Annotated in this window: 18 protein-coding genes; 6 read left to right on the top strand and 12 right to left on the bottom strand. The window is 31.5% G+C overall.

The features are described 5' to 3' along the window. Nucleotides 1–443: 443 nt before the first annotated feature. Nucleotides 444–1,196 (bottom strand): class I SAM-dependent methyltransferase, encoded by a 753-nt coding sequence (locus DK866_RS10575; protein ID WP_109408867.1) that lies wholly within the window; start codon nucleotides 1,194–1,196, stop codon nucleotides 444–446. A gap of 522 nt (nucleotides 1,197–1,718) precedes the next feature. Between DK866_RS10575 and DK866_RS10570 the strand changes: the two genes are divergently transcribed. Then, complete coding sequence (locus DK866_RS10570; protein ID WP_109408866.1) at nucleotides 1,719–2,027, top strand: hypothetical protein; 309 nt, start codon at nucleotides 1,719–1,721, stop codon at nucleotides 2,025–2,027. A 459-nt stretch (nucleotides 2,028–2,486) separates the two neighbouring features. Here DK866_RS10570 and lpxL read toward each other — a convergent pair whose 3' ends face one another. The 4 genes from lpxL to DK866_RS10550 all read right to left on the bottom strand — a co-directional run bounded on the left by lpxL (nucleotide 2,487) and on the right by DK866_RS10550 (nucleotide 6,281). After that, entirely contained in the window at nucleotides 2,487–3,416 is a 930-nt protein-coding gene (gene lpxL, locus DK866_RS10565) for an LpxL/LpxP family Kdo(2)-lipid IV(A) lauroyl/palmitoleoyl acyltransferase (protein ID WP_109408865.1), read from the bottom strand. 461 nt (nucleotides 3,417–3,877) lie between these two features. Continuing rightward, nucleotides 3,878–4,090, bottom strand: coding sequence for a transcription antiterminator/RNA stability regulator CspE (gene cspE / locus DK866_RS10560; protein ID WP_036937961.1), 213 nt, complete (start codon nucleotides 4,088–4,090; stop codon nucleotides 3,878–3,880). A 421-nt stretch (nucleotides 4,091–4,511) separates the two neighbouring features. Next, nucleotides 4,512–5,369 carry an alpha/beta fold hydrolase gene (locus DK866_RS10555; protein WP_109408864.1) on the bottom strand — a complete coding sequence of 286 codons (858 nt, stop codon included), beginning with the start codon at nucleotides 5,367–5,369 and terminating at the stop codon, nucleotides 4,512–4,514. Nucleotides 5,370–5,948: 579 nt separating this feature from the next. Further along, entirely contained in the window at nucleotides 5,949–6,281 is a 333-nt protein-coding gene (locus tag DK866_RS10550) for an MliC family protein (RefSeq protein WP_109408863.1), read from the bottom strand. Between the two features lie 375 nt (nucleotides 6,282–6,656). On the opposite strand from DK866_RS10550, the gene DK866_RS10545 reads away from it, so the two are divergent. Beyond that, nucleotides 6,657–7,553 carry an AraC family transcriptional regulator gene (locus DK866_RS10545; RefSeq protein WP_109408862.1) on the top strand — a complete coding sequence of 299 codons (897 nt, stop codon included), beginning with the start codon at nucleotides 6,657–6,659 and terminating at the stop codon, nucleotides 7,551–7,553. Between the two features lie 73 nt (nucleotides 7,554–7,626). On the opposite strand, the gene DK866_RS10540 is transcribed toward DK866_RS10545, so the two are convergent. Next, a complete protein-coding gene (locus DK866_RS10540) occupies nucleotides 7,627–9,123 on the bottom strand; it encodes a C69 family dipeptidase (protein ID WP_109408861.1) in 1,497 nt (498 codons plus the stop codon). A 453-nt stretch (nucleotides 9,124–9,576) separates the two neighbouring features. On the opposite strand from DK866_RS10540, the gene DK866_RS10535 reads away from it, so the two are divergent. Then, nucleotides 9,577–10,509, top strand: a complete 933-nt coding sequence (locus DK866_RS10535; RefSeq protein WP_109408860.1) for a LysR family transcriptional regulator — start codon at nucleotides 9,577–9,579, stop codon at nucleotides 10,507–10,509. A 51-nt stretch (nucleotides 10,510–10,560) separates the two neighbouring features. On the opposite strand, the gene DK866_RS10530 is transcribed toward DK866_RS10535, so the two are convergent. From DK866_RS10530 to cbpA, 3 genes are all read right to left on the bottom strand, one after another. After that, nucleotides 10,561–11,835, bottom strand: coding sequence for an amidohydrolase (locus DK866_RS10530; protein WP_109408859.1), 1,275 nt, complete (start codon nucleotides 11,833–11,835; stop codon nucleotides 10,561–10,563). 249 nt (nucleotides 11,836–12,084) lie between these two features. Further along, a complete protein-coding gene (cbpM, locus tag DK866_RS10525) occupies nucleotides 12,085–12,393 on the bottom strand; it encodes a chaperone modulator CbpM (protein WP_109408858.1) in 309 nt (102 codons plus the stop codon). Next, the gene (gene cbpA, locus DK866_RS10520) at nucleotides 12,393–13,337 is read right to left on the bottom strand and encodes a curved DNA-binding protein (protein ID WP_109408857.1); all 945 of its coding nucleotides are present in this window, start codon (nucleotides 13,335–13,337) and stop codon (nucleotides 12,393–12,395) included. Before cbpA ends, cbpM begins: the two co-directional genes overlap by 1 nt. 365 nt (nucleotides 13,338–13,702) lie before the next feature. Between cbpA and DK866_RS10515 the strand changes: the two genes are divergently transcribed. After that, nucleotides 13,703–14,035 carry a DUF1971 domain-containing protein gene (locus DK866_RS10515; RefSeq protein WP_109408856.1) on the top strand — a complete coding sequence of 111 codons (333 nt, stop codon included), beginning with the start codon at nucleotides 13,703–13,705 and terminating at the stop codon, nucleotides 14,033–14,035. A gap of 4 nt (nucleotides 14,036–14,039) precedes the next feature. Then, nucleotides 14,040–14,378: a DUF1869 domain-containing protein gene (locus DK866_RS10510; RefSeq protein WP_109408855.1), complete on the top strand. Its 339-nt coding sequence runs from the start codon at nucleotides 14,040–14,042 to the stop codon at nucleotides 14,376–14,378. 68 nt (nucleotides 14,379–14,446) lie between these two features. Here DK866_RS10510 and DK866_RS10505 read toward each other — a convergent pair whose 3' ends face one another. Beyond that, a complete protein-coding gene (locus DK866_RS10505) occupies nucleotides 14,447–15,319 on the bottom strand; it encodes a LysR family transcriptional regulator (RefSeq protein WP_109408854.1) in 873 nt (290 codons plus the stop codon). A gap of 100 nt (nucleotides 15,320–15,419) precedes the next feature. On the opposite strand from DK866_RS10505, the gene DK866_RS10500 reads away from it, so the two are divergent. Beyond that, a complete protein-coding gene (locus DK866_RS10500; protein ID WP_109408853.1) occupies nucleotides 15,420–15,872 on the top strand; it encodes a multidrug/biocide efflux PACE transporter in 453 nt (150 codons plus the stop codon). Between the two features lie 61 nt (nucleotides 15,873–15,933). Here the strand turns inward: DK866_RS10500 and DK866_RS10495 are convergent, their stop codons facing one another. Then, nucleotides 15,934–16,476: a fimbrial protein gene (locus DK866_RS10495; RefSeq protein WP_109408852.1), complete on the bottom strand. Its 543-nt coding sequence runs from the start codon at nucleotides 16,474–16,476 to the stop codon at nucleotides 15,934–15,936. A 13-nt stretch (nucleotides 16,477–16,489) separates the two neighbouring features. After that, entirely contained in the window at nucleotides 16,490–17,542 is a 1,053-nt protein-coding gene (locus DK866_RS10490; protein WP_162557001.1) for a fimbrial protein, read from the bottom strand. Nucleotides 17,543–17,553 lie beyond the last annotated feature (11 nt).

Genomic DNA, 17,553 nt, shown 5'->3' with positions numbered 1-17,553 from the left:
TTAACATGATTATTAGTTACATACTCCAATCCAATGTTCCCAACAAATTAAAAACCAATAAAAATCAATTAATTACATCATAAAAACATCAAGTAATTATGATTTTTTCAAGAAATACTTTTAATATCACACTTATTTTCATTATTTTTTTTAAAAGTTTGTTACAGATTGATATCTTTTTTTCCCTTACCATTGGTTTCAGTATTTCATCACTGATAGATATTTAATTTTTCCCCGCCTAGTGCGGGGATTTTTTTATCTTAAGAACTCACTTTAATACTGACAAATAAAATCACTATTTCTTTCAGATTTAATGTTCTCTTGTCTTCTTTTTCATTCATAGCAAAAACAACATTTGATCTTTTCAAAAAAGCAGAAAAACTACTAATGACATTAAAAAGGCCATAATGTTATGGCCTTATTGTCAATATCCTATTTTCTTTTTATTTATAAGCTTCAAAAGTAATAATTTCTGTTTCGTTATTTGGTTCGCACAAATATTGATAATCTCCAGAAATTGTTATTTTGCCAAAACCAATAGATTCAAGGAGCCGTCTAAATTCATACACACCAAACCATTTTAATTTAAACACTTCCCATTCACTTTCAATTATTTTTCCATTTCTCCATTTATCATAACGGTGATGAGATACTGTTAATTGATTAATATAATCTATTTCGGCATTTACTATCTGTAAGGTAATTAAATCCCCTTCAGGTGTTTCGAATTGTCGACTAGAACATTGGCCTCTAGTAAAGGTATGCGCCAAACTAATGTCAATTAGCAAACGTCCACCTGGATTTAATGCGTTATAACATTGTTGAAGTGACTGTAGTGCTTTTGTTTCGCTATCTAACAATAAGAAAGTTCCTGTCGGAATAATTATTGCATCAACACGTGTCTCAACTTGGAATGTCAACAAATTATCTTTAGTCACTTTATCTTGAGAATATCCATTACTTCTTAAATTTTCCATACAGAAATAAAGCATCTCATCTGAAAGATCAAACCCTTCTACATTAAATCCAGCCTTTAATAAAGGGATTAAAATACGCCCAGTTCCCACAGCAGGCTCTAAAATCTTACCATTAACATCCTTAAGACGTTCTTGATAATATTCTACGTCACCAAAACTACATCCTATAGGTTTATCTATTTGGTAAACTTGGGCTGATAACGAATGATAACTCTGCATAAATATTCTATTCTCTTTTTATTATTTATTTTTAATGATAATAAAGTGATAATTTAAAATATCAATACTCAACTAAATAGAAATCATCAAATAAAGATATAATTTTGACTTTTATAGTAACTTCGTAGAAATATTTTGACAACTTTTTTGTCATCTTGAAATAGCTCAAATTATTAATTTTTTGTTTTGACAACAAAATGTATCATGAAAAAATTAAGTAATATAACTCATATTAAATAAAGTTAACTTGTTAATGAAAATAAAGATAATCTTATAAAGTTAATATCATTCAAATGGTTAAGTAAGCTACTTCTAATTTCAATTATTATTCTATTATTGAAGTATTCAAAAATTCATTCATAAATATTTATATAATTGTCATTAACCATCAAGTTTTTTTACAGATTGATATATTTTTTTTCTCTAATATTCCCTCCATCATTCAGTACGAAAAATACAGATCTTTCACAAAAGAGATCAATTACTAAATTTGACCAATAAAATAATATTAAGGAATATAAAATGAAAAAGAATCTTATTATCGGAGCTTGTTTAACACTTTTATTATCAGCTACCACCCTTGCAAATAATAAGGTTATTGGTTCAGGAACGATTACTTTTACAGGCTCTATAGTAGAAGGCAATTGTATGATTGACTCTATCGGGAATATATTTAAAACAAACTGCTGGAATGGTGTTGAAATGGAAGAAATACAGCATAAAATTGAACCAAATGAAATGTTCAATGCTAAATTAAATGAAAATAAAGGTTCAATGAATATAAATTGGATTGGTGAAAATTTAGCCATAATGGATATAATATATAATTAAATTTAATTTAATTTAATTTAATTTTTTATCTAATCCTATATTTTAAATAGATATTAATCTCTGTATATTTTGGATAAACTATTTATTATTAAATAATGAGTATATATTTTTCGAGCATTAGAAGTTATTACTATATTTATATAAATGGTATTTTTCTATTATGGTCATAATATATTAAGCAGGTATAGTTAACTTATATACCTGCTAACTCTATTCTTTTTCTTATCTTCTTTTTCTTACCTTTTTATTTTCCATTCTATCCCTTTTGTTTGCATTTTCATTAATCCATACAAACGTAAGGGTTGACAAGTCAATTGATAATGATTATCTTTTAACTTGTGAATAGTTGAGTGTTTTACTCAACTTTTTACAACGACATTGCTCACATTGCTTCCAGTATTTACTGTGACCAACACATTATGTGTTGGTCTTTTTTTTATTTACTCATTTATACACAGACTAGTGATAGAAACTCGTTTCACCTGCTGGTCGTGTTTTAAATCGTCTATGGGCCCATAAGTATTGTTCTGGTGCCCTCATGATTTCTGTTTCAATCAACTTATTCATTCTATCTGTATCGTTTTGAATATTCTCGCTAGGGTAATTAACCAACTCCTCACCAATAATCAAACTGTATTGTTTACCTTCTTTATTTTCGTTTCTAACCAGCGTTACAGTCAAAGAAGGTGCTCCTGATAATTTGGCTAATATTGCAACGCCTTTTGAAGTTGATGTTTTTTCGACACAAAAGAAAGGTGAAAAAGTGGTTCCTTTCAAACCAAAATCCTGATCAGGAGCAAACCAAATTGCCTTTCCTTTTTTTAACTCCATAACCATAAATTTTAAATTACGTCTATCTATCATCCCTTTATCAGAACGACATCTCGCTTTAGTTTGGATATATTCCATCGCTTTATTGTTATGCGGTCTATACATGGCATTAACTGGGAAGCAAAGCCCCATAATACGCCCCCCCAACTCTAGCGACATTGAATGTATACCGATTAATAAAATCCCTGCATTTTTCTCATTAGCATTTGTGAAATTGGATATTCCCTGCACTTCAAAAAGGTTTTTTAATCGGCGATCACTCCAAAACCAAGCCATTCCTGTTTCAAATAAAGCCACACCAAGTGAAGATAAATTATCCATGACGAGTTTATTTATTTCATATTGATCTTTATCAGGAAAACATAGCTCTAAATTTCGCTTTATTATAGAGACTCTTCTTTTTACAAAAAAACGAGATAATAACCCTAGACGTTTACCCAAGAAAAGTAACCAAGAATAAGGTAGTTGTACTAATAGAAAAAGAATAAAAACACCAAACCAAGTTAAAAAATATTTTGGGTGTAACAGATGCAATGAAAAAAAATTTTTAGCGTACACTAGTTTGTCCTTTGAGAACTAAAAGCTTTTAAGCCACATTGAATTAGACAGCATTTTTTTTAGATAAGTCATTAAATATTAATTTTATATTTTTCTTTAAATTATTTTTTATGATTTATCTGATATCTTTCTATTCTAATGAAGTTTTTTTCTTTCTTTTCATTGAGAAAGCAATATCTTACTATCTTTATTTCAGCATTATAAGAATTTTATTATTATTTAAACTATTTTCTTTGCTAATAAAGTTAATCATTAAAGCAAATTTTTTATAATTAAAATTATTTATTTTAAATATTTACATAAACTTAATAAGATTGTTTTAAATCTATATTATTATATAAAAACTAAAACAAAATAATGAGGTTTTTAATACAAAAAAACCTCACCGAGGTGAGGTTTTTATTGGTCTTATCAGTATTAATACTGCATTAAGCAATATTTACTGCAATAATGACTCAATATTACAGAGCGATTACGTTCGCTGCTGCTGGACCTTTAGCGCCATTTTCGATAGAAAATGAAACTTCTTGGCCTTCTTTTAGAGATTTGAAGCTTTCGCTTTGGATAGCTGAAAAGTGTACGAATACGTCTTTGCTACCATCTTTAGGAGTGATAAAACCGAAGCCTTTATCATCGTTAAACCATTTTACTGTACCAGTCATTGTATTAGACATAAGATTTCCTTTAATTAATTATTTTGCCATAAGGCATAGTTTGCGGTTTGATTTCGGATTTTACTTATGGTCACTATTTGAAGGAATTCGCAACGAAGAGGTATCATGGATAACGCTAAACGGTGAACTACTTAAAACTGCACTAACATAAATAGGTCTGTACTTCCAAACCAGTGGCGCTATTAAGTCATATAATTCGGTTTATAGCAAATTATTTTCAAATTTATTTTTAAAAAAATGTCAAAACGACAATTTAGAAAATAATTATAATATAAGAATAATTATCCAGCCAATCAAAGTCCATATTTATATTTGCATTTTTCAGTAGATCTGAAGTAAATCGATTCAATATAACTTAAAACAGTAGATACTGTTTTTTTAAAAAACAGTATCTACTCCATCAATAATATAGTATTTAGTTTTAGTCAATTAATGCTAATAAAATATCTTCAGTTTTTGTCCACAGAAGTGATCCACCTTCTTCTGGCCATAAATGTCGTTGTGCATTAGGAAAACGTTGAAACAACAATGATCCAAAATCAGGAGAATGAACGGTACTCGTATCTTTCATACCATACCATAATGTTGTTGGCGTTTTTATGTCTTCAGGTGAAAAACCCCATGGCTGCATAGCAATAAGAAGATCTTGAGTATATCCCTCATTACCTTGTTTAAAAGCTTCTGCCATACATTCTTGATAAACAGGAAGAAAATCTATCGATTGATAAACAGCTAAATCAACATCTGCACTGTAATTTAAAATAAAATTCATTAACCAATTAGCTGATATATTTTGCTTAATCCAAGAAGCTAATACATCAGGAGCACTAACCGCCTGCTGTTGCATATTAGCAACTTCTTCTGTGAGTTGATTTCGTGTATCAGGATAATCAAATTGATCTTGTCCCGCGACAACAACTAATTTGTCTACATGACAATAAAAACAAAGTGCCATAGCAAATACAGCCCCTTGAGAAAATCCCATTACATCAAAGTTTTTAATATTAAGATGTTCGAGTAAAAATAAAATATCTTGAGAAAAAGATTTTAGCGTTTTATGAGGATCGATCGTTGAATCACCTAATCCTGGACGAGTTGGAGTAATTAAACGGATATTAAGCTTATTTAGATATTCAACATCTACACCTAATAGACCACTCATACCTGCACCAGTACAAAATACTACTGGTTTACCTTGTTCTGGTCCAGACTCATACCACGCTAGAATTCTATTATCAGGTAACACTACATTATATTTTCTTGAGTTTTTAACTTTCATTAGATTTATTCTAATATTAATTTTTTAATATCACAACGTCCACCATATTAAATAGTGGTGTATTATTTTCTAAATTTAACTTTTAAGAACTAGTATGAGACTAGCTAAGGATAAGATTTCATATAAACTCACAATAAATTTTCTAGTAGTATTAATGATAAAAAATGAATAATCTTTATGTTTATTTCAAACAGTATAACTAAAATATCCCCATTCGTTAAGTGCTTATTGGTACTGTTATCACTGCTTAAGTACAATATCGCAATGGGTTCACCTCTTCAGGATGATTGTAAACACGTTAATTTAATTCAATAATTTTTCTCTACTATTTATTAAATATAAAAAATAGTTTATTTTTTCTTTTTTAAATTAACAGTAAAAACACCGATATATTTAATATCACTTAAATTATTATAGTTATATAAATATATTTATGATATTTTTATTTTTAAAAACTACTAAATTGATAATAAATATATTAAAGCTCATTGTATAGTATGGGAATGTTTTATATTCAACCTGATTATTTAAATAAAAGGGAAGTTATACTTCCCTTTTATTTTTAATGCTACAACGAAGCTATTTTACTAATTCACACGTACGCCCTTTATCTTCAGCGACACGTCCATTAATAGCATCATCTTCTGAAATGGTAGCAAGGTTAAATTCATCTTGCCCTTTTCCCCATATTTGGAAATTTTCACCAACATAGCGTGCACCACTCGCAGCAACAGCCTCTTGTAAAACAATAATTTCATCGTTGTAGTACATAACAGTGAGCTGTTCATTCGGAAAAGAAACTCTAATTTTCTGACCTTCACAATTATAAGTATCCGTTTTAGCGGCTAAAGCGGGGGCTGCCATTAACGATGATACTAAAGCAATAGCCGAAATAGAAAATAACTTATTCATCATATCTCCTAAAATAATCAATGAATTTCACTAATACAATAAAACTAGGCACTTTCTTTTAAAGACAAAATAGGATACTTCCGTATTTGATGAAAACAAAAATATCTATCTTTATTTTAATAAAACCTTAATTTTAATAAAAACATCAATCATTGATTAATGACTTCAACAATTGTTTTTTTATTTAAAATCAAATTTAATTCAAATAATTTGCAATACATAACTTTACATTAATACTCGCCTATTTTACTTTATTCAATGCAACTACCACTATACGATATGCTATTATCCTAGCACCTATATATTTATTGTAGTTCAATAAATTAAATCGATCTTATTGAAAAATATCGATAGAGAAAAATAATAGGAATATTCATGCTCCAAGAGAATGTTGTTAAAGATATCATTGTTTGGATCGAGCAGAATCTTGATTCACGTTTATCATTAGATATCGTTGCTGAAAAATCAGGCTATACGAAGTGGCACTTTCAGCGCTTATTTAAAGCATATACAGGAATATCTTTAGGAAAATACATACTCGCCCGACGTTTATCTTGTGGTGCTTATGCCTTACGTATAACACGTTGCAGTCTGCTAGATATTTCACTGAAATACCGGTTTGACTCCCAGCAAACTTTTTGTCGTGCATTTAAAAAACAATTTAATATCACCCCTTCTGAGTATAGAAAAAAACCAGGTTGGGATATTAGTGAGCTTATTTTTCCAGCACTAGAAACTGTTGAGTTAAGTGCCAAATATGAAGTCGTTACCTTCCCTTCTCTAAAATTAGCTGGCATGTCTCACCAGTATAACAAACCCATTTCAACGTGGAATTCAGACAAGAAAAAATTCAGAAAAGAGTTTTGGCGTAAATTTTTGAAAGATGTGCATACAATACCGACTGAGTTATATGCAATGCACAGAGCATCTGCAAGCACATTAGATGACACCATGTACATTTATAACACCGCGGTTGATAAAGAAAAGCTATCAACGGCATCTAATATCTCAGCAATGTCACAATTAGAATTACCCAGCGGTAATTACCTAGAAATTACTTTTCATATGGATGAAATTTTAGATTCATTAACGGGTTATGATGACATTATTTATACGGTATATACTAAAGTATTACCAAAAATGAATTTATTACGTAGACCTGGCCCTGATATTGAACGATATACACTAAAAGAGCCTGTGAGTTACGATAAATTACTTGATCAAAGTGGGCAATATTTGCAAAAAATTAGCTACTATATTCCTGTTATTTAATCGCCTATTATTAAAAAGATCCCAACAACTTGGGATCTTTTGTCTAGATTGTATTTAAAACAACATTTCTCTATTAGTCTTTTTTAGACTTATTAGCAAAGAAAATATCATCTTGAATATCTTTTGTTTTTATAGTAAATAATTCATTTGTTAAATTTTCGGTCAATAACTCAGCACTCGCCATCACTCGTAAATTAAATTCATTTAACATTTTATCTGCACCCGCTTTATTGGTTTTAACCATAGCAAGATATTTAGCTTCCATTTCTTTTTGCTCTAATGCTGTTTTTTCTTCCCATTCTTGGTAGGCTTTTTTTACTATTGGTGCAAGTTTTGGATAGTCTGTCATCACTAATGTTTGTAATTTACGATATTTCCAATAAATAGAATCGCTATCTGCTTTATTTGTACCTATTCCATAATGTTGAGGATAAGCTTTTAATCCACTGTAATACGGAACAAATGCAGTTAAATCCGCCATACCTAACCCAACATAAGTTATTTCACCTATTTCTTGAGGAAGTTCTGGACGAACTTGCATTACATGTGCTTCATAAGTTCTAAATACACTAATTGGGCGCCATGGCTCTTCACCATTTAATCCATTTGTATAAGGATCGTGTTTGGTTCCTTCAAAGTGGTTACGCAACATAGTCTTCGCTTCTTCAATAGACACTTTTTTTTCTGGTGTTAATAAAGGAGCAAAATTGCGCCCATCATCAACGGCTTGCTTTAACGATGGATTAAATTGTTGCTGAATGATCCATACTCTAGGGTCATTATAGGTACGATCTCGCTCATCATCACGGGTATACGCTTTAGAAAAGTTAAATACTCCCTCTTTTTCAGGATTATAAAGCCCTTTTTCAATCGCAAATTCCACTAAATTTTTAGAGCCTAATATATCTTCACTGTTGATATCATAAGCTTGTAGTCTGCCTTGATTACCTGTCGCAAAATATTTGTCTTTAGGCAATCTTTGTGCAATCCAATGATGTCCTGTTCCTGTTTCTAAATACCAAAGTTCATTTTTATCAACAACAGCAACTCCAAATCCTTCTCCAGCCCCTTGTGTTTCAATAATACTTCCTAATAATTCGATTGCTTCACGTGCTGTTTTTGCTCTTGAAAGTAGCACATCAGGAATATCATCTTCAGTTATTCCTGTATCTTCAACATAAGGATCAAAAGAAAGTGCTTTGGGTGAAGCAAAAATAGACTCGGTGCCACTAACGCCAACCCCCAACTCGTTAAACCCTGTTGCGCCATGAAGCTGTGTTTTCCAATTTGGAACAGTAGTATAACGTAATGCATTTTTTGGTAATGGGTACGTAAAGTTATTAGCACCGTTGTGTTCTTTTGTACTGTAAGTTCCTATTTGGTTTGATTTAGCAGGATGAATAACAAAATGTTGCGCTTTTAGTGCATCGCTATCTGCGCTACGCGCAATAATTAAAGAGCCATCATTTGTTGCCTCACTTCCAGCTAATAATGTGGTACAGGCCAAAGCAGGTGAAACTAATGCAATATTAATTGATAAGGCAATAATACCTTTTTTGAAAAAAGACATAAAACTCCCCATTTGCTTGTTATTTATAATTTGTATGTCAATTAAATACCTTAAGAAATAAAAAACCAGATAGATAATTTGACGTAGAATATTAACAATGAAAAAGAGCCCATTACCGTGATTTATATCTCAATGGTCATTATATTTTGAAATGAAAATTTAATTAAATGTATCATATTAATATCAATGGGATTTATCGATGGATATATTTTAATATAAATGAGATAAAGTATTGTTATTAAACTCATTAGAAATGTAATCTAAACTCATTTTATTTATAATAAGAGTTTGTTATATTAAATATAATAACAATACATTAAATGCAGTAGTAATCTGTGTTAATAAAAAAACACTAATGCTTCCTTCATAACTATTATTTAATCTATTATTTAATAATTATCCTATTAACGGTATAATCGTATATAAGATAAACAGACTAAAGTAAAAAACACGATGGCAGTTAATATAAAAAGAACCTCTTGGTCAGGAGGGTGGGCTACATTGCGCGACCTTGAAATTATACAAACGGTGATCGACTATGGGAGTGTGACTAATGCTGCAGAGCAACTAGGTATTTCTCAACCCGCAGTAAGCCAAACATTAAATCAGATAGAAAAACGTTGTGGTAAACAATTATTCACTCGTGAAAATAACAAACTTATACCTAACTCTGATGCACTGTTACTCTACGAAGAAATCACCAACATAGCCGCATCTTTCAGCCGACTAAGCCATTTTCATCACCAAGAAAAAAAACGAAGTCTGCGCGTTTTAGTTCCCCCAACACTAGCTTATGGATTTATAAATCAAATTACTGCTCTTTTTATTAAAAAACATCAAGTTAATGTTCATTTGGAAATATCTAGAAGTGAACAGTTATTGTCTTTAATTGCAAAAGAACAAGCCGATATTGCCATTACTGACAATATGACAATTAATAGTAATTATAATTTGACACAAATACCAATGAGAGAAACTCAAATTATTTGTGCTATGCCTAAATCGCATAAGCTATGTACAAAAAATACGCTCACATTAGATGATTTACATGATCAACCTTTTATTGCGTTAGTTAAAAGCAATATTGGCCGTACCGTTATTGACAGAATGCTTCATAAATCAAACTCTAAACCTAATATTATTGCTGAAGTCTCAGATCAAGAAACAGCAATAACATTTGTAAAAAATGAATTAGGAATAAGTTTAATTAATTCATTTCCTATTATTGAAATGGAAGGTGTTATTTATAAGAAAATTACGCCAACAATTAAGAGCAATATTTGTTTCTTTACATCGAAAAAAACAGAACATGAAACTCAACTCTATATTGAGTTTATCCAAGAGAATCAACCAAAAAACTCATTATTTTCAATACCCATTAAATAGTTATTAAGGTCTCATTCTATGCAACATCAGCAAATAGAAGAGACCTTTCTATTATTTACGTATATTAAGAATAGATAAAACACCTTCAGTAAAAAGTGTTAAACCAATGGAGAGCGCCTCTTCATCGATATCAAATTTTTCTTTATGATGCCCGTCTTTTTGATCTGCGCCTACTAAAAAGAATATCGCTTTTCCACCTTTCTCTTGTACTCTTCTTACCATCAGTGAGACATCTTCACTCCCCCCCAAAGGTAATGTGACATTTAATAATTCTGGATGTGTATCGATAACCCCTTGCATGAGGTTTATCATTTCAAGATCATTTCTAAAATTTGTTGCCTCACCAGTAATTTCTATTTTCGTTTCCAAGTGATAAGAAGATGCGATACCAGCAGTATATTTTTTGATATTATCAAATAAATATTTTGTTATTTCAGCATCTTGTCCACGTACTTCCAGTTGCATCTTCGCCGAGCTAGGAATAAGGCTACGATCTTCACCTGCAATTAAAGTTCCAACATTTACTCTCGTCATGCCTTTACCATGCCTTGGTGTTGCTAATATTTCATTAGCTAAAAAACAGGCTCCAGTTAATGCATTATTTCCTTTTTCTGGCTCATCGACAGCATTAGCTACTTTTCCTTTTAAAGAAATATCTAATTTAGTTGTACAAAGGAAATCAAAAGGATCGAGTGCAATTTCACCTTTTTTTAAATTACATCCAATATGCATTCCCATAAAGTAATCAGTATCATCCAAAATCCCACTGTCGCTTATTGCTCTAGCACCTCTCACCCCTTCTTCTGCAGGTTGAAATATTAATTTGTATTTTCCACTTAAAACATGAATATTTTGTTTTAACCAATGTGCTAAACCAAGCCCTATTGCAGTATGTCCATCATGACCACAAGCATGCATTAATCCAGAACGACATGAAGCAAAACCCTGCTTATTGGGTAGATGATTTTCATCATTTGATTCTTGAACATAAACACAATCAATATCAAAACGAAAAGTGAATGTAGGACCCGGTATTTTTGTATCAATAATAGCCATACATCCTGTAAGACCATCCATTTCGGCTAATAACTCAGTACTGATCCCTTTTTCTTTGGCAATTTTGATGGCTTCTTTTACGAGTTTTTCATCTCGACCTAAAATACTTTCTTGGCAAAGAATATGAGGCCCAGCTTTAACCTCAACTCCCATGTCACGCAATAACGTAATTATCGTGCCCGTTGTCACAAACTCGGTCCAACCAATTTCTGGAAATTGGTGAAAAGTCCTACGCCACTCTATTAATTTATTTATTTGGATCGGCTGCATTGTTTTTCCCTTATAAAAAGTAAACCTCAATTAACAAACAAGAAAAAGATATAATTAATAAATTATATGAATCATAACCTAATAGTTATATGAATAGATGTGATCTCATCGCCATTTTGCTCATTTTTAAAGCATGGGTATTATGATTTTGTTTAAATAAGAATGTGGAAAATAACTAGTAAAATCAATTGATAAGGAATAAAAGATAGCCACTAAAGTCATATTTGTGTTTAGTGGCTATTGTATTGATCATGATTCATCTATAAATCGCATTAATTGCTGGCGTAATTGCTTGTTTTCTTGTTTTAACTGCTCATTTTCATCTAATAAGGTTAGAGCGATAGCAATGCCATGCCAATCTAATGCGAGCTCTTTATGAAGTTTTAACGCACGATGTGTCACCACAAGGGCATTATCATCGAAAAACCATTCTTGAGTTTCAATTTCTAATGGCTCAATCACGCCAAGTGCAACAAACTCTTTAAGTTCATCATTTGATATTCCAGTGTGATGGCAAAATTCAGTGACAGTAAATATAGTTGTTGTTAACTGACCCATTATTTATTCTCCCAGTCTTTACGTGGATTATAATCGGTCTGGCTATCTGCAATTTGTTGCCATAATTCGCGTGTTTTTTCATCCGATTTAGGTGGCATTACAATTTTTAAAATTGCATATAAATCACCACTAGCCTTTTTGCTAACCAATCCTTTTCCTTTAATACGTAATTTTTGCCCTGCTTGGCTTCCTGCAGGAATAGTTAATAAGATTTTTTCTTTTATTGTAGGTATAGGAATTTTTGCACCTAATGCCGCTTCCCAAGGTGCAACTGGAACCACTATTTCTAAATCATGGCCTTTAATATCAAACAAAGGATGAGGTGCAATACGAATTGTTAGCCATAAATCACCATTCTCCCCACCATTTTCACCTAGTGTTCCCTGACCCTTTAAGCGAATACGCTGTCCATCAATAACACCTGCAGGAATTTTAATATTTAATGTTTTAGGAATTTCTTTTTCTACGATCCCAAAAACATTATAAACCGGTAAATGGTAACTAATTGTGCGTTTATGTTCTTCTTGTGATTCTTCTAAAAACACAGCTAATTCTAGTTCTAAATCGTGTCCGCGTTGTTTAAAGGACTGAGAATTCTGCTGTTCTTCAAATGGAGAACGTCGGCCAAAAAATGATGCATAAATGTCATCAAAATCTTCTTGGCTAAAGCTTTGTTGATTTTTTGTATTCGAATCTTGTTGTGTAAATTGCTTAAACTTAGGATCGTTACGATGTGCCCAAAGCTCATCATATTCAGCTCTTCGTTGCTCATCTCCTAATATTTCCCATGCTTGAGCAATTTCTTTAAAACGCTCTTCAGCATTCGGCTCTTTACTTACATCAGGGTGATATTTTTTAGCTAAACGGCGATAAGCCGTTTTAATCGTTTTAGTATCATCGGTAGGTTTAACACCCATTATGGCGTAGTAATCCTTTAATTCCATAGTGATATCTCAATTATGTTAAATAATGAATTAAATATTAATCCCCTAGGCATGATTAATTATAGAACAAAGAAATTATGTTAGTGAGTAAACGTCGAGAATAACACCTGAAAAATGACTAAAAAACGACCTTCAAATAAAAAATAATTTAAATTTTAAAAAATAATTTAACCAAATAAAACAAGATATTAATAAGCTTTGAGCTTTATTGTCACTTTTTTTCATAAAATTGCATTTGAAATACCTTATTAGAAGAGGTAGATTTTATTCAACAGCACAATAGCTTATTACATTATCAGCAATAATTTTTCTTCTTAACTAAGATAAAAATAGAAAAATTAATCTCTTCATTTTAGGGAGGTAAAATGGAACGAATTATTATTCCCACTCACTATATCCATGTACGCTCAACACCACTTTGGACCAAAGACACAGCCCCAAAATCAATTTGGGAAAGGCATTTAGATAAAGGTACTCGCCAAGGGGTTTATCCTAAGCTGTCTGTTATGCAAGGAATGATTATTTATTACGCATATGCAGATGAAATTAGCCCAGAACCAACAGAAACATTAGTGATTAATGCTGGTGAATTTGGTGTATTCCCGCCAGAGACATGGCACAAAATAGAAGCAAAAACTGAAGATACTGTTTTTAATGTCGATTTTTATGTCGATCCTAAAATACTTGCCGAAGGTTAATAATATGGAAAATGAAAATAAAGGCTATTTATTAGAATTGATTAATGCCAATGGCCAAGAAAAATCTCAAAAAATATTTCTAAATCCTAAAATTTTATATATCCCAGAAATTGCAACGAAAGAAGTTTCACTTTTAGTTAATGAGCTAAAAAATAAGGTAAATATTGAATCACAAGAACTCACCTTGGTATTAACAAACAAAAATAACGGTGTTTCTGTTGATAAAGATAGTTTTTTAACTGATTTATTAGATGCTGATATGTCCAGTTTAATGGTGAAAGATCTTATCAATATTGTACGTGGTTATGATATGGATGAAGAAACAAATGTTTGTGGCTGGTGAACTGACGTTATGAAAGGAATATATCACCTTCACTATATCTATTGATAATGAAGGTGATTGATTAATACCTAGAGAGAAAATTGAAGATCATTTTTTAAGAGCCTATCTATCATCCAATATCCCGCTTTTCCTGGTGGCTTGCTTCTTGACCACACCAAATCAATGTCTATTTTCTTGGGGAATTGTTCATAATCTAGACTGACTAACAAATCATGTCCAAATTGCTCAACTAACCATGTGGGTAATATTGCCCATCCCATTTCTTGCTCAGCCATTTCAAGTAATAATAAATAATTAGGTGCTAGCCAGTTTTTCTCACTATTAATAGCAAATTGAGCACTGCTGCTTAGTCTTAATTGACGATGCATTGTTAAATGTTGGTAGTTGATTTTATTTTCTTTTACAAGTGGATGCGTTTTATGTGCATATAATCCTAACTTACCACTCACAGGCAAACGAGCAAAAGCAATATCAGCAGGATATTCTACTCGTGATTCCATCATACCAATATGCGCCTGATTATTTTGTAGCATATTAATCACATCATCATTTTCTGCAACAAGAAACTCAAATTCAAGATGTGGGAATTCTTTATCTAGAATTTTCAAGAGTTGCTCTGAATAAGGTGGTTGATACATATCAGAGAATACACAACTTAAACGAGGTTCCATTTCAGGCGATAGTTCTATTCTTAATGCCTGTAGTCGTTCATCAGCCGACAATATATCTTCAACCAAGCTCAACACTTTTTGTCCTGCAAAAGTCAGTGTTGACTCTCGTCCTTTTCGCTCAAATAGTTCAAACCCCATATCATCTTCGAATCCAGCAATGGTACTACTGACCGTAGATTGGCTTTTATTTAATTTTCGTGCTGCTGCAGAAAATGATTTTAATGAAGCGGCTTCAACAAATGTACGCAAAGTTTCTATAGAATAGTTCATTGTAGTATCGGTTTTTTCGATGGCTCCTATTTTGTATATATACAAAATATCACCAATAATTGCACTCGTTTTTTGTTAAATAATTAATTTGAGGTGAGATATGAGCCAATATCAAAAAACATTTACTGAGCGCGTTTTTCACGCTGTTACATTTGAAGCGATTGCTATTGCCATAACGGCACCGCTTAGTGCATGGCTTTTGGAACGCTCAATTTTTCAGATGGGTACGGTCGCTATTGTCTTATCCACATTAGCTATGTTATTGAATCTTTTTTATAACATGATCTTTGATCGTTATTGGCCTTTATCAAAAGGCTCAAGACCAACAAAAATACGGATTATACATGCAATTGGTTTTGAATTTAGCTTTGTGATCATAGGATTACCAATACTGGCACTTTTATTAAATATGTCATTATGGAATGCATTTTTATTAGAAATTGGTTTTTTTGTCTTTTTCCTTTTTTATACTTATGCATTTAATCTTAGCTACGATAAATTACGTGAAAGTTGGTTTAATCGTAAAGAAAAACCTATTATTGTACGTAACTAATAATAACTATCTTAAGCACTTAATAAACTATTATTAAGTGCTTTCTTTAGTATTATTAAATTTAATCATACGTAAAAGTAAAATCGACTTTACCATTTGCCTCACCTTCTTTTACTCTATCATTACTATAACGAATATAACGAGCATAAAAGGGTAAAACATACGCCGTTTCTTTTTTAACATCAAAAGCAACGGCTGTCTTTTCGCCAATATTGATAGGATTTTCTTCTTTATCTAATATTTGAATACCTGCACCATCTGCTGAAGATGCACCTTGAGTTAGCATTAATATATTATCGTGCCCTGAGACTGTCACACCATCAAAACGAATTGAAATATTTAATTTAGGATCACAATCTTTTAGTTCAATTGTAAAAGGAATAGCTTGGCTTGCACTACCAACCGTTGGAAAAGTGTTATGAATAGTTATATATTGCTGATCTCCAGTTAAAGAAAGCACCTTTTGATAATTAGCAACTTGGCAAGTACCTTCTTTTATATGTCCTTGCAGGTTAATCACGACTTCATCTGCGGTTGCATTTCCAATAAATAAGGCATTCATCAATAAGATAATGGTTTTATAATTATTTTTTATATACATCATTCCTATCGCCTTATTATTGATATGAAAAAGTTAACGTAACAGAAGCATTCGCATCACCAGCGACTACAGTATTATTTGTTTTTACATATTTAAATAGTAATGTCAGAGGAACTATTTGATTATTCGATGTTGTTATATCGTTTATTCTAAATTGATTTTTATTTCCTTCACTCTCACTTTTAGGCCCTAATGATTGTAATGTATTATTAAAGAAAACTTGGTACCCAACACCTTTTGCTGTTGTTGCTGAATTTGGTGATTTAAGTGAGATAATATTAGTTTCATTTCCGATATTATTATTATCACTAATGGTGACAAAAGGAGCTACATCCTTTTCACAGATTAAACTAATATTAGCCGTTTTACCGGCCTCTAAGTTTTCACCAATTGATAATCTTGAAAAAGTTTGTCGAGTATAGGAACCCATTTGTAATGTTTGAGTTCCCGTTTGAACACGACAAGAACGTGCTTTAAATTCCATTGTAACGGGATTTAATCTAATTGTTGCTGTTTCAATTAATTGCCCATATCTATAACAATTTACTTTGGCTAATTCTTGGGCTGGTAAGGTAACAATTCCATTCGGAAAACGACCTGGTATTTTCACAAGTGCGAATTTTACAGTTGCCCCCATCCCTGAATCATCGCTCCCTCCTCCAGTATAAGGAAAAACTTGAGTTTCTTTGTTTGAGATTATAGGTAGCCATTTTAATTTATTGTTATTTGAAACGGCCATTATCCACCCAACACCTGAATGTGTAGTTTTAAACACGTCGTAATTTTCGCGCTCATATCTTGTTTGAGTACCACTCACGTCCCTAACAGAATATATTGTTTCCTTATCTAACCTATTATCTGTATCAAGACAAAAATAAGCTTGTGTTCGTTCAGTATCCCACTTTCCTGTAATTAATTTTCCATTTGCTATAGCACTGTCAGATGCAATATTGTTTATAGGCCCAACTGATAGCATTAAATCAATGCTTTTTGAAGCTGCATCCACTATATTAGGATAATAATTAATTATAAATAGAGTTAAAAAAAACAATGCATTATTAGATTTCATATTATTCACCA

This window comes from Proteus genomosp. 4 str. ATCC 51469 (genome assembly GCF_003144375.1).
GTDB lineage: Bacteria > Pseudomonadota > Gammaproteobacteria > Enterobacterales > Enterobacteriaceae > Proteus.
Note: the sequence above shows the minus strand (reverse complement) of the source record. Positions and strands in the feature narration are given on the sequence as shown.

Excerpts from the sequence above, each read along its gene's own strand:
- DK866_RS10575 (WP_109408867.1), bottom strand. The coding sequence starts at position 1,196 with ATGCAGAGTTATCATTCGTTATCAGCCCAAGTTTACCAAATAGATAAA.
- cbpM (WP_109408858.1), bottom strand. The coding sequence starts at position 12,393 with ATGGGTCAGTTAACAACAACTATATTTACTGTCACTGAATTTTGCCAT.
- DK866_RS10535 (WP_109408860.1), top strand. The coding sequence starts at position 9,577 with ATGGCAGTTAATATAAAAAGAACCTCTTGGTCAGGAGGGTGGGCTACA.
- DK866_RS10490 (WP_162557001.1), bottom strand. The coding sequence starts at position 17,542 with ATGAAATCTAATAATGCATTGTTTTTTTTAACTCTATTTATAATTAAT.
- cspE (WP_036937961.1), bottom strand. The coding sequence starts at position 4,090 with ATGTCTAATACAATGACTGGTACAGTAAAATGGTTTAACGATGATAAA.
- DK866_RS10505 (WP_109408854.1), bottom strand. The coding sequence starts at position 15,319 with ATGAACTATTCTATAGAAACTTTGCGTACATTTGTTGAAGCCGCTTCA.
- DK866_RS10570 (WP_109408866.1), top strand. The coding sequence starts at position 1,719 with ATGAAAAAGAATCTTATTATCGGAGCTTGTTTAACACTTTTATTATCA.
- DK866_RS10500 (WP_109408853.1), top strand. The coding sequence starts at position 15,420 with ATGAGCCAATATCAAAAAACATTTACTGAGCGCGTTTTTCACGCTGTT.
- cbpA (WP_109408857.1), bottom strand. The coding sequence starts at position 13,337 with ATGGAATTAAAGGATTACTACGCCATAATGGGTGTTAAACCTACCGAT.
- DK866_RS10510 (WP_109408855.1), top strand. The coding sequence starts at position 14,040 with ATGGAAAATGAAAATAAAGGCTATTTATTAGAATTGATTAATGCCAAT.
- DK866_RS10540 (WP_109408861.1), bottom strand. The coding sequence starts at position 9,123 with ATGTCTTTTTTCAAAAAAGGTATTATTGCCTTATCAATTAATATTGCA.
- DK866_RS10545 (WP_109408862.1), top strand. The coding sequence starts at position 6,657 with ATGCTCCAAGAGAATGTTGTTAAAGATATCATTGTTTGGATCGAGCAG.
- DK866_RS10530 (WP_109408859.1), bottom strand. The coding sequence starts at position 11,835 with ATGCAGCCGATCCAAATAAATAAATTAATAGAGTGGCGTAGGACTTTT.
- DK866_RS10550 (WP_109408863.1), bottom strand. The coding sequence starts at position 6,281 with ATGAATAAGTTATTTTCTATTTCGGCTATTGCTTTAGTATCATCGTTA.
- DK866_RS10495 (WP_109408852.1), bottom strand. The coding sequence starts at position 16,476 with ATGATGTATATAAAAAATAATTATAAAACCATTATCTTATTGATGAAT.
- DK866_RS10555 (WP_109408864.1), bottom strand. The coding sequence starts at position 5,369 with ATGAAAGTTAAAAACTCAAGAAAATATAATGTAGTGTTACCTGATAAT.
- DK866_RS10515 (WP_109408856.1), top strand. The coding sequence starts at position 13,703 with ATGGAACGAATTATTATTCCCACTCACTATATCCATGTACGCTCAACA.